Genomic DNA, 13,531 nt, shown 5'->3' with positions numbered 1-13,531 from the left:
CATGGCACGACCGTTGACCCTGTTCACCGGGCAGTGGGCCGATCTGCCGTTCGAGGAGGTGTGCGAGCTGGCGAGCGGCTGGGGCTACGAAGGCCTCGAGATCGCCTGCTGGGGAGACCACTTCGAAGTGGATCGCGCGGTGGCGGAAGACGGCTACGTCCAGGCGAAGCTGGAGACGCTGGCCAAGTACGACCTCAAGGTGTGGGCGATCTCGAACCACCTGCTCGGCCAGGCCGTCTGCGACCATCCGATCGACGAGCGGCACGAAGCGATCCTGCCCGCCCGGATCTGGGGCGACGGCGAGCCCGAGGGCGTCCGGCAGCGGGCGGCGGCGGAGATGAAGACCACCGCCCGCGCCGCGGCGAAGCTCGGCGTGTCCACCGTGGTCGGGTTCACCGGCTCGTCGATCTGGCACACGGTGGCGATGTTCCCGCCGGTGCCGCCGTCGATGATCGAGCGCGGGTACGCGGACTTCGCCACGCGGTGGAACCCGATCCTCGACGTCTTCGACGAGGTCGGCGTGCGCTTCGCCCACGAAGTGCACCCGAGCGAGATCGCCTACGACTACTGGAGCACGGTCCGGACGCTGGAGGCGATCGGGCACCGCGAGGCGTTCGGGCTGAACTTCGACCCGTCGCACTTCGTCTGGCAGGACCTCGACCCGGTCGGGTTCCTGTGGGACTTCAAGGACCGCATCTACCACGTCGACTGCAAGGAGGCCCGCAAGCAGCTCAACGGCCGCAACGGCCGGCTCGGCTCCCACCTGCCCTGGGCGGACCCGCGGCGCGGCTGGGACTTCGTGTCCACCGGCCACGGCGACGTCCCGTGGGAGGACGTCTTCCGGATGCTCAACGCCATCGGCTACGACGGTCCCATTTCGATCGAATGGGAGGACGCCGGCATGGACCGGCTGACCGGCGCGCCGGAGGCGCTGGAGTTCGTCCGCAAGCTCAACTTCACCCCACCCACGGCGGCGTTCGACGCCGCCTTCTCCTCGAAGTAAGGCTTCTGTTCAACGGGTGACCGCCAGCCCCGTCGGAAGGTGATCGAAAGCGGCCTCGCGCCAACCCGGGGCGAAGCACGCTCAAAATCAGGAAGGATCCAGCATGACGCACCCTTCCCCAAGGTCCCCTGCGAAGTGGGCGAGGCTGTTCGGCACCGCACTCCTGGGCGCCGGCCTCCTGCTCACCATCGACGCTCCCGCCAGAGCCGACATCCCCGCGGCCGACTACCAGCAGGTCGCCCTCGCCACCGGCGCGGCCGAGCTCGGCGAGGCGATGTCGCTCGCCGTGCTGCCCGACCGCTCGGTCGTGCACACCTCCCGCGACGGCACCGTCCGCGTCACCACCGCGGCCGGCGCGACGTCCGTCGCGGCCAAGCTGAACGTCTACACCCACGACGAGGAAGGCCTCCAGGGGGTCGCCGCCGACCCCGGCTTCGCCTCGAACCGCTACATCTGGCTGTACTACTCGCCACGACTGTCCACACCGGACGGTGACGCGCCGACCGACGGCACCGAGGCCGACTTCGCGCCGTTTAAGGGCGAGCTTCACCTGTCGAGGTTCGTCCTCAAGACGGACAACACCCTCGACCTGGCCAGCGAAAAGGTCGTCATGGCCGTGCCGAACGACCGCGGCCAGTGCTGCCACGTCGGCGGTGACATCGACTTCGACGCCGCCGGCAACCTCTACCTGACCACCGGCGACGACACGAACCCGTTCTCCTCCGACAGCTACTCGCCGATCGACGAGCGGACCACGCGCAACCCGCAGTTCGACGCGCAGCGCTCGTCCGGCAACACGAACGACCTGCGCGGCAAGCTGCTGCGGATCCACCCGCAGGCCGACGGGACGTACACGATCCCGTCCGGCAACCTCTTCGCGCCGGGAACCGCGAGCACCCGTCCCGAGATCTACGCGATGGGCTTCCGCAACCCGTTCCGGATGAGTGTCGACAAACCGACCGGCGTCGTCTACCTCGGCGACTACGGCCCGGACGCGGGGGTCACCGACGCCAGCCGCGGGCCGCAGGGCCAGGTCGAGTTCGACCGGATCACCAGTGCGGGCAACTTCGGCTGGCCGTACTGCACCGGCTCGAACACCACGACCGAGACGTACAACCACTTCACGTTCCCGAGCGGGCCGTCCGGCGCGAAGTACGACTGCGCGGGCGGGCCGACGAACTCCTCGTTCCGCAACACCGGGCTCGCCAAGCTGCCGGTGCCGAAGGCCGCGTGGATCAAGTACGCCGGTGACGAAGGTTCGCCGCCGGAGTTCGGCAGCGGCTCGGAGTCGCCGATGGGCGGGCCGGTCTACCGCTACGACGCCGATTCGACGTCCACGGTCAAGTTCCCGCAGTCGCTGGACGGCAAGTACTTCGCCGGGGAGTACGGGCGCAAGTGGATCAAGGCGGTCACCGTCGACGCCGACGGCAGCCGCGGCACGATCGACAACTTCCCGTGGACCGGCACGCAGGTCATGGACATGGCGTTCGGCCCGGACGGCGCGCTCTACGTCCTCGACTACGGCACCGGCGACGACAACCAGGCGCTCTACCGGATCGAGTACCTCGCGGGCACGAACCGCAACCCGGTCGCGAAAGCCGCGTCCGACAAGACGTCCGGGCCGAACCCGCTGACCGTGAACTTCTCCTCCGCGGGCAGCAGTGATCCCGAAGGCGGGGCGTTGAGCTACCGCTGGGACTTCGGTGACGGCGCCACGTCGACTTCGGCGAACCCAGCGCACACCTACGCCACCAACGGCACCTACTCGCCGACGCTCACGGTGTCCGACCCGGAGGGCCTGACCGGCACCGCGAGCCTGGTCGTCACGGTCGGGAACACCGCGCCTTCGGTTTCACTGGGTGTTCCGGCGGACGGCCAGCTGTTCTCCTTCGGGGACACCGTGCCGTTCCAGGTGACCGGCAGTGACCCGGAGGACGGGCCGCTGGACTGCTCGAAGGTCAAGGTCACGTACTTGCTGGGCCACGACAGCCACCAGCACCAGATCACGCAGGCGACCGGGTGCAGCGGCTCGATCGCCGTCCCGGTCGACGGTGAGCACGACGCCGCGGCGAACATCTTCGGCGTCTTCGACGCGCAGTACACCGACAACGGCGGGCTGACGTCGCACAGCGTGCACAAGCTCCAGCCACGGCACCGCCAGGGCGAGCACTTCTCGGCGCAGTCCGGGATCCAGCTCGCCGACCACGGTTCCGCGGAGGGCGGCCGGACGGTCGGGTACACCGACGACGGCGACTGGATCTCGTTCACGCCGTACGCGCTGGGCAACGCGTCGTCGATCAGCGCGCGCGTGTCGTCCGGCGGTCCCGGGGGAACGCTCGAAGTACGCGCGGGCTCGCCGACCGGCACCCTGCTCGGATCGGCGGCCGTCGCCAACACCGGGGACTGGGACACGTTCCAGACCGTGACGGCGAACCTGGCGAACCGGCCGGCCGGCACGACCACGCTGTACCTCGTGTTCAAGGGCGTCACCGGGCAGGGCAACCTGTTCGACCTCGACGCGTTCACCTTCGCCACCGCCACCCAGGCGGGCGCGGTCGAGGGCGAGTCGTTCACGTCCGGTTCGGGTGTCCAGGTCGCCCCGCACGCCGCGGCCAGCGGCGGGAACACCCTGGGCTACATCGAGAACGGCGACTGGGCCGGGTACGCGCCGGTGAGCACGTCCGGCGCGCGGACCTTCACCGCGCGGGTGTCGTCGGCCGGCGCCGGCGGCACGATCGAGATCCGGTCCGGCTCGGCGACCGGGACGCTGCTGGGTTCGGTGACCGTGCCGGTCACCGGTGACTGGGAGGTCTTCCAGAATGTCACGACGTCGGTGTCGAGCGGATCAGGACCGCTGTTCCTGGTGTTCCGCGGCGGTTCCGGTTCCCTGTTCGACATCGACACCTTTAGCCTGAGCAGTATGCCGACCCAGGTGGATCCCGCGTACGACGTACTGGTGTTCTCCAAGACGGCCGGCTTCCGGCACGACTCGATCCCGGCGGGGATCCAGGCGATCCGGGAGCTGGGCGAGGCGCAGGGATTCGGGGTGACGGCGACCGAAGACGCGTCGGTGTTCACGGCCTCTTCGCTCGCCGCGTACAAGGCGGTGGTGTTCCTCTCGACCACCGGTGACGTCCTGGACGCGAACCAGCAGGCGGCGTTCGAGTCCTATGTGGAGGGTGGCGGCGGTTACCTCGGAATCCACGCGGCGGCGGACACCGAGTACGACTGGCCGTGGTACGGCACGCTCGTCGGCGCGTACTTCAAGAGCCACCCGGCGATCCAGTCGGCCCGGTTCGTGACGGAGGACGGCACCCACCCGGCCACGGCGCACCTGCCGGCGGTCTGGACCCGCACCGACGAGCTGTACAACTACCGGACGAACCCGCGTGGCCAGGTGCACGTGCTGCAGACGCTGGACGAGTCCAGCTACACCGGCGGCGAGATGGGTGCCGACCACCCGATCACGTGGTGCCACCCGCAGGGCAGCGGCCGCGCGTTCTACACCGGGCTCGGCCACACGATCGAGTCGTACTCGGACACCGCGTTCCGGACCGAGCTGGTCGGCGGGATCCGGTACGCCGCCGGGGTCGTCGCGGCGGACTGCGGTGTCGCTCAGTCGTCCACTGTGGAGGGTGAGTCGTTCACGTCGGGTGCGGGCGTGCAGATCGCGTCGCACGCGCCGGCGAGCGGCGGCCAGACGCTGGGCTACATCGAGAACGGCGACTGGGCCGGCTACGCGTCGGTGAGCACGGCGGGCATCACGCGGTTCAGCGCGGTCGTGTCCTCCGCGGGCGCGGGCGGCACGATCGAGATCCGCGACGGCTCGGCGACCGGCGCCCTGCTGGGCACGGTCGCGGTGCCGAACACGGGCAGCTGGGAGACGTTTCAGACGGTCTCCGAGACGGTGTCGGCCGGTTCGGGCCCGCTCCACCTGGTCTTCCGGGGCGGCGCGGGTTCGCTGTTCGACATCGACACGCTGACCGTGTCGTAATGCCGTGAAGGGCACCCTCGTGGACTTGAAGGCCATGAGGGTGCCCTTCACGGTTCACGGGAGCCAGCCGCCGGTGAAGCCGAAGAACTGGCCCGTCACCGGGGTGGCCTTGCCGGAGGCGAGGAACGCGATCAGCGCCCCCATCTCCTCCTGCCGGCCGAGGCGCTGGAGCGGGACCTCCTTGGCGACGGTCGCGCGCAGGTCGGCGTCGGACTCCCAGAGCCCGGGCGGGAAGTAGGTCGGGTTCTCGAACCAGTTCGGGCCGATGGCGTTGAGCTGGATGTTGTGCTCGCCCAGCGCCTTGGCGGCCGCGGTCGTCATCGTGGTGGCCGCAGCCCGCGCCGCGCTGTACAGGACCGCGGTGGCGAGTGGCCGGACCGCGACCGCCGACGTCATCAGGATGATCCGGCCGCCTCCGCCGGCCTTCATCGCCGGGGTCGCGGCCTGGATCAGCTCGAAGGGCCGGTACACCAGCCGGCGCATCAGAAACTCGAGGTCGCCGAGCGGCGCGCCGTCGAAGGGCGTCCGGACCGCAGCGGGCGGCACGTAGTCGTTGCTGAGCACGACATCGACGCTGCCGTGGTCCCCGGCGGCGGTGAGCAGCGCCGCGGCCTCCTGTTCGGCGACCGGCGTCAGGTCCGGGTTCCCGGCGGCGAACTTGTCGCGGACTTCGGCGTCGGTGAACGTCTCGTCGTGGCAGACCACCCGGAACCCGTCGGCGGCGAGGGCTCCGGCGCCGGCGGGACCCGCGTACTGCGTCACGTTGGTGACCAAGGCGACTGTCATGCCCGGATCGTAGTGAGCGGCCGGGCCGTGCGGGGCCGCCGAACGGAGTCCGTGCGGCGGCCCCGCACCGGTCAGCGGACGCCGAAGAGGTGCTCCAGGGCCAGCTGGTTCAACCGCGTGAAGTGGTAGCCGCGGGCCGCCGCCGCGTCGAGGTCGAAGTCGTCGTTCAGCAGGTCGTCGAACGACTCGCCCGGCGCCAGCGTCGGCGTCGACAGCTCCGGAACCCGGGATGCCGCCAGGGCCTCCGCGACCTCCGGGTCCGAACGGAACTTCGCCGCCTTCTCCTTGAGGATCAGGTACGTCCGCATGTTCGCCGCGGCGGACACCCACACGTCCGCCGGGTCCTCGGTCCGCATCGGCTTGTAGTCGAAGTGGCGCGGACCCTCGTAGCCGCCGTTCTCCAGCAGGTCGACCAGGAAGAACGCGCTCTTCACGTCGCCGTGGCCGAAGATCAGGTCCTGGTCGTACTTGGGGCCGTGCTGGCCGTTGAGGTCGATGTGGAACAGCTTGCCCTGCCACAGCGCCTGCGAGATGCCGTGCACGAAGTTGAGCCCGGCCATCTGCTCGTGCCCGACCTCGGGGTTCAGCCCGAACAGCTCGGGCCGCGCGAGCTGCGAGATGAAGCCCAGCGCGTGCCCGATGGTCGGCAGCAGGATGTCGCCGCGCGGCTCGTTCGGCTTGGGCTCGAGGGCGAACCGCAGCGAGTAGCCCTTCTCGACGACGTAGTCCGCGAGCAGGTCCAGGCCCTCCTTGTAGCGGGCCAGTGCCGCGCGGACGTCCTTGGCGGCGTCGGACTCGGCGCCCTCTCGGCCACCCCAGACGACGTAGGTCTCCGCGCCCAGCTCGGCCGCGAGGTCGAGGTTGCGGCGCACCTTCCGCAGCGCGTAGCGCCGGACGTCACGGTCGTTGCTGGTCAGGCCGCCGTCCTTGAACACCGGGTGGGTGAACAGGTTCGTCGTCGCCATCGGGACCTTGAGCCCGGTCTCGGCCAGCGCCTTCCGGAACCGCTCGATCGCCACGTCGCGGTCGGGCTCGGTGGCCAGCAGGTCGTCGTCGTGGAACGTCACGCCGTAGGCGCCCAGCTCCGCCAGCCGGTGCACGCTCTCCACCGGGTCCAGCGGCGGCCGCGTCCCGACCCCGAACGGGTCGTTCGCGGGCCAGCCCACGGTCCAGAGGCCGAAGGTGAACTTGTCGGCCGGCTGGGGAGCGTAGTCGCTCATGACTGTCCCTTCATTTAGTTCACGTTGTAGACTAAATATGCGCCGCGGTGGTCCCGGGCGTCAAGAGGCCGGTTAGAGTGCTTCGCAGGGAGGGACGCGATGACCCAGGCCGTGCGGCACGACTCGATGCGCGCCCGCAACCTCGAGGTCGTGCTGGGCGCGGTCAGCCGCGGCGGCCCGCTGACCCGCGCGGCGCTCGCCGAGCTCACCGGCCTGACGAAGTCCACGGTCAGCAAGCTCGTCGGCGACCTGGTGGACGCGGGCCTGCTGGCCGAGACCGGCCCCGCGCGAGCGGGCGAACGCGGCCGGCCGGGCGTCGAGGTCGTGCTCAGCGGCGCGCGCGTGGCGTCGCTGGGGCTGGAGATCAACGTCGACTACCTCGCGGTCCGGGTGCTCGACCTCACCGGCGACGTCCGGTTCGCCGCCCGCCGCGAGCGCGACAACCGCGGTTCACGGCCGAAGAAGGTCCTGGCGGAGCTGCAGGCACTGGCGACGGAGGCACTGACCGAGACGCACCGGCTCGGGCTGGAGGTCGCGGGCGCGGTGCTGGCGGTGTCCGGCCCGGTCGGCGACGGCGTGCTGTTCAGCGCCCCCAACCTGGGCTGGCAGGACGTCCGCCCGGCCGACCTGCTGCACTTGCCCGTCCCGGTCGAGCTGGACAACGAGGCGAACCTCGCCGCCCTGGGCGAACTCTGGTTCGGCGACGGCGAGCGGGATTTCCTCTACGTGTCAGGCGAAGTGGGCATCGGCGCGGGCCTGGTGGTGAACGGCACGTTGTTCTCCGGTGCCCGCGGGCTGGCAGGCGAGCTGGGCCACGTCGTCGTGGCGCCGGACGGGCCGCGTTGCCGGTGCGGGGGCAGCGGGTGCCTGGAGACGTTCGCCGGGCAGGAGGCGTTGCTGACGGCGGGGAATGCTTTGTCCGTGCCCGCGCTGCTGGCGTCCCTGGCGCACGGCGACCAGGTGGCGCTGGCGGCGTGCGAAGCGGCCGGCCGCGCGCTCGGCCTCGCGCTGACGTCGGCGGTGAACCTCCTGGACGTCGACCGCATCGTGCTGGGCGGGGTGTTCACGCAGCTGTACCCGTGGCTGTCCGAGCCGGTGTCGGAGGTGCTGTCGGCCCGGCTCGGCGGGCTCCGGGGCACGCCACCGGTGCTGTCGGCGTCCCGCCTCGGTGGCGACGCCGCGACATTGGGCGCGGCGGGCCGGGTGGTGCACCGGGTCTTGGCCGAGCCGGCGCCGTTCCTGGCGCGGGTTCAGGAGGCGTAGGCCCGCACCCAAGGCGAGGCGAGCTGCGAAGCCCAGTAACGCGTCCGGTCCAGATAGGCGGTTTCCGACGCCGTCCCGGAAGTGCCGTACGCGCCGTTGAAGGTCTCGTAGGCCGGCGACGGCGGGGCCGACCGGGCCGGCTCGATGACCGACCCTTCGTGCCACTCGTTGAACGACGTCACCGAAACCCAATCGGCGCCCGAGGAAAGCGCGTTCTGCCACTCCCGGTCGTAGGTCGCCCCGTTGTCCCGCGCAAGCGTCGGGGTCGTGTTGCCCGGTACCGCCCGGTCGTCGATGTACCCCGGGCCCACCGAGGGTGCCCACACCAGGCCGTTCGCCTCGCAGTACGCGCCCGCGTCGCGCCAGCCCGGCGCCGTCGCCCCCGCGATCGCGTCGTAGGTGTACATCCCGCCGAAGTGCGCGACCTTGCTCGTGTCCGTCGTCTGCGCCAGCACGATCGCCGACGACCGCACCTGGTCCAGCGGCGTCCAGTCCGTGATGCGCAGGCTCTCGAACACGTAGAACGCGCCGCGGCCGCCCTCGCGGTAGAACGCCGGGCTGGAGCCGTACCGGCCGGTGAGGTAGCCGATGTCCGACACCGTCGACGCGGCCGTCCGCCCGCCGTACGGCTCGAGGTGCCACGCGACGCGGATCCCGTGCCGCGCCGCGGCTTCCAGCACGCCCGCCGCCAGACCGTCCTCATAGGACCCCTGGCCCCACCAGCTGTAGACGATCACCCCGGCGCCGGACTGCTCGATCCACCGCATGTGCTGCTCGACGGCGCCGGAGAAGTCCCCGGAGTCGTAGGGCCCCAGCACCGGGTAGAGGTTCGCGCCGATGTCGTCCGGCGGTGTGTGCCCGCCCTGCTGCCAGTGGCGGTATGCACCGGCGTTGCTGCCGTACCACGGGTAGTAGAACAGGTGCGTCCGGCCCGACAGCGCCGCCGCGGCGTGCGCGGTGCCCGGCAAAGCGGTGGCCAGCAGGAGAAGCGCGGCGAACCACGCCGAAATCCGTCGCATGCGGGAACCCCTCGGTGGGTGCGGAGTGTTCCAGACCATACGGACGCGTCGCGAACGAGGGCAAGAGTTCACCGGACATGCGCAAACTTGCGTCGGGAACCCACCAGGAAAACGAAAACCGCCCCGGGTGAGACCCGGGGCGGTTTCCGTTGAGCGGGACTAGCTCACGGAGTTGACCAGCACCAGCGAGGAGCCGACCGTGACACCCGTGTCGGTCTGCACGGTCAGCTGACCGCGCAGCACCCGGCCCGCCGCCGGGACGGCCGCGGCCGTGACCGTCGCCGGCACCGTCCACGAGCTGCCCGACGCCCGCGCCGCGTTCGCGTCGGTCACCGCGACCGAACCGAACGCCGGGTTGGTGAACACGTCGAGGTAGTCGTAGTCCGTGGTGCCCGAAGGCACCGCGAACCCGTCGACCAGCGCGACCCACACGCCCGCGGCCGGGTTGGCCACGGTCACCGACTCTTCCGAGTCACCGTCTGCGCTGATCGCCGCCTGCACGCAGGAGCCGGTCGTGCAGTTGTACAGCACCAGGTCCAGGTCGGCGCCCACGTCGGACGTCTTGCCGATCGTGGCCGTCAGCGATGTAGAGCCCGGCGTCACCGCGATCTGGTACTGCTGCTGCGCCCCGTCGGCGATCGACGGCCGCGCGATCTTCGCGCTGCCCAGCGTGGCACCGTTCAGCTTGCCGGTGAACGCGCCGAGCGTGTTCGTCACGGTGTAGGACCGCGCGACCGGCTGGCCGAGCGTCGCCGAGGCGATCGTGTCCGGGTTGGGCGCGATGGTCGTGCCCAGCACCGAAGCCGTCAGCTTGTACGCCGCATTGTCCACATCGGACGTCCGGCGCGCTTCCACGACGATCTCCCACACACCCGGCAGCGGGTTGGCGATGGTCCGGCTGGTCGGCGTGCCGCCGGGGCAGCCCGCGCCCGCGTCGGGGAGGTAGCAGAACGTCGTCGAGGTGCTCGCCTCGGCCGGGACACCGGTCGGGTCGTAGCGCAGGAACCGCACCTGGCCCTTGCCCGGGGCACCGGCCCCCGCGTCCAGGTCCACCTTCAGCGCGCTGGCACCCTGCGGCACCCGCACGAAGTAGCTGGTCGCCTGGTTGCGGGCGATCTTGCCGGAGACGTCGACCTGGAACCCCTTGGCGGCGGTGAACTCCTGCGGCGCGAAGACCGTGTTGAGGGTCTGCACGTCGATGCCGATGGTCAGCGGGTTGTCCAGGTACAGCAGCGCCGAGTGGACGCCCGCGTTCTTCGGGTTCACCTTGACGTCGAACTTCACCGGCGTGTTCAGCGGCAGCACCACCGTCGACGCCGAGGAGAACGTCCCGTCGTTGCCGGTCCACCGCGCGAAGTACGGCACCGGCTTCGCCGAGCCCGTCGTGCGGGTGATCGTGTACGTGCGGGTGTAGGCCTTGCCCGTGGTCACGCCCTCGCGGTCGTGGATGCCCACGCCGGTGTTCGGGGTGGCCAGCAGGCCCGACAGCGCGGTGTGCACCTCGACCGACGTCGAAACGGCGTCCGGCTTCGGGTTGAGCGACAGCGCGACGAACGCGGCCGGGACGTTGAACAGGCCCGCGCCCTGGGCGTACGCGCCGATGCCCGGCACGAACCGCGCGGTCGACTTGATGGCCGCGCGCAGCTGCGCGACCGGCGGCCGCTGACCCTGGTGGGTCGCCTTGTACGCGCTCACCAGCAGTGCCGCCGCGCCGGTCGCCTGCGGCGCCGCCATCGACGTGCCCTGCAGCATCGCGTAGCCCGCGGGCAGGCTGTACGTGCCGGCCACCGGGCCCGGCGCCTCCCAGCGCGGGGTGGTGGAGATCGCCGCGCCGGGCGCGATGATGTCCGGCTTGAAGCCGCCGTCCTCACGCGGGCCGCGCGAGGAGAACGGGTGCAGCGACTCGGCGTTCTGGGTCTTCGAGCCGTAGTTCGAGAGCCAGGTCTCCTTGGTGATGTACGAGCCGACCGAGATCGCGTCCGTGGCCACCGACGGGTCGCCGACGGTGTTCGCCCCGTAGCCGCTGTTGCCGGCCGAGATGAAGATCTGGACGTTGTACTCGGCGATCGTGCGGTTGTAGAGCTCCGCGCGGGCGTTGTTGCCGTCGTTGAGCGCCGGCAGGCCGCCGATCGAGATGTTGATGACGTCCGCGCCGTGGCTGGCCGCGTAGACGACACCGTCGATCAGGCCCGACGACGTGCAGGCGCTGCCGGTGAGGCAGACCTTGACCGCGAGCACCTTCGCGCCCGGGGCCGCGCCGTCCATCTTGCCGCCGAACAGGTCGTTGCCGGTGGCGATGCCCGCGACGTGCGAACCGTGCTCGGCGCCGGCGATGCCGATGCCGACGAAGCCCGGCTTGTCGGTCTGGACGACGAAGGCCATCCGCTCGGCGATGTCGGTCGCCGGGTTGTCGGTGCCGAAGAAGCCGACGTCGTACTTCTTGGCGTAGTCGGTCATCGGCTTCTCGTCGGTGAAGTCGCCGTTGCCGTTGAGGTCGACGCGGACCTCCTTGGTCACGCTGTCCTGCAGCACGCCCCAGGAGTCGGCGCGGTCGCCGTCGCGGTTGACGTCACCGCCGGTCTCGCTGTCCGCGGCGCCCAGGTCGCCGGCGGTCTCGGTGAAGAGGCCGAACGTGTACGGGCCGCCGGTGGCCGGGGCCGTCCAGCTCTTGCCGTTGGAGGTGAAGGCGCCGGTGTAGGTCGCCGTGGACTGCTTGACCCAGGTGCCGTCACCGGAGTTGGTGGCGTTGGCGTTGTACCAGTCGACGATCTTGCGTTCGCCGTGGCTGGTGGTGGCCAGCGCGGGGGAGTCGAGGTCGACGCCGGAGTCCAGCACCGCGACCGTGGTGTCCTTGCCGTCCCAGTTGGGCAGGACCTGGCCGAACTGGGCCGCGTAGGTGTCGCCGGTGGGGAGGTACGGGTTCACGCGCGGGGTGTTCTTGCCCGGGGCCGGCTGCGGCGAGGGGTCCTGCGCGCCGTCGGGCTTCGGGTCGTCGCGGTAGACGAGGCCGTCGACGTCGACCGCGTTGACCGACTTGAGCTTCGCGGCCTTCTCGGCCTTGTCCGTGGGGACGCTGACCTTGACGTAGTCGAGCTTGGTGTCGGTGGACTGGACGACGCCGCCGAGCGCCTTCAGCTCGTTCACGGCGGCGGCGGTCTGGCCCTTCTCCGCCGCGATCAGCAGCGTGACGTCGGGCTTCCCGGCCTTCTCGGCTTCGGCGACGAGCGCGCGGTCGTGCTCGTCGAGGGTCTTGCCCTCGGCCGCGCCGGAGGTCGGCGGGGCCTGCTGGGCGGACGCCACGGGAACGGCGACGCCGAGGACGGAAGCGCCGAGAGCGGTGGCGAGGACGGTGATCCCGGCCCGCCGTCTCCAGCGCGATCTGTGCGTTGTCACTGAGAACGACCCTTCGTGAAGAGATGCGTCCGTGAAGTACACAACGTGAGATCTTCGTCAGCAATCAGACACTTAGCCCATTGACCGCAATTGGTTGCGAGCCGAATGGCCTAACGGGATGCCCGGTTAGGAGGCAACTCGAAGCGGCGCTTCCCCGTGAAAGTGCGGCCTTGCTACATGTGCGTATAGCGGGCTATATTCTCGTGTAGTCGACTACACGCACGTATAGGACTGCTGATGAGCACGGAAGACTTCACGGCCAGGGCCCGGATCCGCGACGCGGCGATCAAGCTGTTCACCGAGCGCGGCATGGAGAAGACGTCGGTCCTCGACATCGCCGAAGCCGCCGGGGTGTCCGGCGGCCTCATCCGCCACCACTTCGGGTCCAAGGACGGCCTGCGCGAGGCGTGTGACACCTACGTCTTCGACGAGCTGCTGAAGTTCAAGGAGGAGGTGCTGGCGAAGGGCGTCGCGAACCCGGGGTTCCTCCCGACGTTCGACGCCCGCCAGCTGCTCTACCGGCGTTACCTGGGCCGGGCCATGATCGACGGCTCGGCCGCCGCCGAGGCGCAGTTCACCGAGATCGTCGACGGCACCGAGCGCTACTTCCGCGAGCAGGGCATGGACATGCCCGACCCGCGGGGCGTCGCTGCCGCGCTCGCCGCGATGACCGGCGGGCTGATGATCCTGCAGGACCACGTCGCCCGCGCGCTCGGCGAGGAACCGGGCACCAACGAGGCGATGCTGCGGATGTCCATGGCCGCCGGGCACCTCTTCATGAACCCGCTCGCCACCCCCGAAATCCTCGAAAAGGCCCGCGAAGCGCTGGCCGCCTACCAACGGAAGGACTGAC

The 13,531-nt window shown here is 70.5% G+C and carries 8 protein-coding genes; 4 read left to right on the top strand and 4 right to left on the bottom strand.

The window, feature by feature from the left end:
• Position 1 precedes the first annotated feature (1 nt).
• The gene (locus QSK39_RS27810; protein ID WP_285480757.1) at positions 2–1,003 is read left to right on the top strand and encodes a sugar phosphate isomerase/epimerase family protein; all 1,002 of its coding nucleotides are present in this window, start codon (positions 2–4) and stop codon (positions 1,001–1,003) included.
• 103 nt (positions 1,004–1,106) lie between these two features.
• Positions 1,107–4,997 (top strand): carbohydrate-binding protein, encoded by a 3,891-nt coding sequence (locus QSK39_RS27805; protein WP_353051080.1) that lies wholly within the window; start codon positions 1,107–1,109, stop codon positions 4,995–4,997.
• 54 nt (positions 4,998–5,051) lie between these two features.
• Here QSK39_RS27805 and QSK39_RS27790 read toward each other — a convergent pair whose 3' ends face one another.
• Both QSK39_RS27790 and xylA read right to left on the bottom strand, forming a co-directional pair.
• Positions 5,052–5,783, bottom strand: coding sequence for an SDR family oxidoreductase (locus QSK39_RS27790; RefSeq protein ID WP_285480756.1), 732 nt, complete (start codon positions 5,781–5,783; stop codon positions 5,052–5,054).
• Positions 5,784–5,854: 71 nt separating this feature from the next.
• Entirely contained in the window at positions 5,855–7,003 is a 1,149-nt protein-coding gene (gene xylA / locus QSK39_RS27785; protein WP_285480755.1) for a xylose isomerase, read from the bottom strand.
• Positions 7,004–7,102: 99 nt separating this feature from the next.
• Between xylA and QSK39_RS27780 the strand changes: the two genes are divergently transcribed.
• Positions 7,103–8,266 (top strand): ROK family transcriptional regulator, encoded by a 1,164-nt coding sequence (locus tag QSK39_RS27780; RefSeq protein WP_285480754.1) that lies wholly within the window; start codon positions 7,103–7,105, stop codon positions 8,264–8,266.
• On the opposite strand, the gene QSK39_RS27775 is transcribed toward QSK39_RS27780, so the two are convergent.
• Entirely contained in the window at positions 8,254–9,285 is a 1,032-nt protein-coding gene (locus QSK39_RS27775) for a glycoside hydrolase family 99 protein (protein WP_285480753.1), read from the bottom strand. The genes QSK39_RS27780 and QSK39_RS27775 overlap by 13 nt on opposite strands.
• 159 nt (positions 9,286–9,444) lie before the next feature.
• Positions 9,445–12,678: a S8 family serine peptidase gene (locus tag QSK39_RS27770; RefSeq protein ID WP_285480752.1), complete on the bottom strand. Its 3,234-nt coding sequence runs from the start codon at positions 12,676–12,678 to the stop codon at positions 9,445–9,447.
• Positions 12,679–12,915: 237 nt separating this feature from the next.
• On the opposite strand from QSK39_RS27770, the gene QSK39_RS27765 reads away from it, so the two are divergent.
• On the top strand, positions 12,916–13,530 hold the full coding sequence (locus QSK39_RS27765; RefSeq protein ID WP_285480751.1) for a TetR/AcrR family transcriptional regulator: 615 nt from the start codon (positions 12,916–12,918) through the stop codon (positions 13,528–13,530).
• Position 13,531 lies beyond the last annotated feature (1 nt).

Origin of the sequence: Amycolatopsis sp. NBRC 101858 (assembly GCF_030269325.1) — a bacterium.
Lineage (GTDB): Bacteria > Actinomycetota > Actinomycetes > Mycobacteriales > Pseudonocardiaceae > Amycolatopsis > Amycolatopsis ponsaeliensis.
This window is presented reverse-complemented; position numbering and strand designations above follow the sequence as displayed.

Bases quoted from the DNA above. Each gene is read 5' to 3' on its own strand.
- QSK39_RS27810 (WP_285480757.1), top strand. From the start codon at position 2: ATGGCACGACCGTTGACCCTGTTCACCGGGCAGTGGGCCGATCTGCCG.
- QSK39_RS27805 (WP_353051080.1), top strand. From the start codon at position 1,107: ATGACGCACCCTTCCCCAAGGTCCCCTGCGAAGTGGGCGAGGCTGTTC.
- QSK39_RS27790 (WP_285480756.1), bottom strand. From the start codon at position 5,783: ATGACAGTCGCCTTGGTCACCAACGTGACGCAGTACGCGGGTCCCGCC.
- xylA (WP_285480755.1), bottom strand. From the start codon at position 7,003: ATGAGCGACTACGCTCCCCAGCCGGCCGACAAGTTCACCTTCGGCCTC.
- QSK39_RS27780 (WP_285480754.1), top strand. From the start codon at position 7,103: ATGACCCAGGCCGTGCGGCACGACTCGATGCGCGCCCGCAACCTCGAG.
- QSK39_RS27775 (WP_285480753.1), bottom strand. From the start codon at position 9,285: ATGCGACGGATTTCGGCGTGGTTCGCCGCGCTTCTCCTGCTGGCCACC.
- QSK39_RS27765 (WP_285480751.1), top strand. From the start codon at position 12,916: ATGAGCACGGAAGACTTCACGGCCAGGGCCCGGATCCGCGACGCGGCG.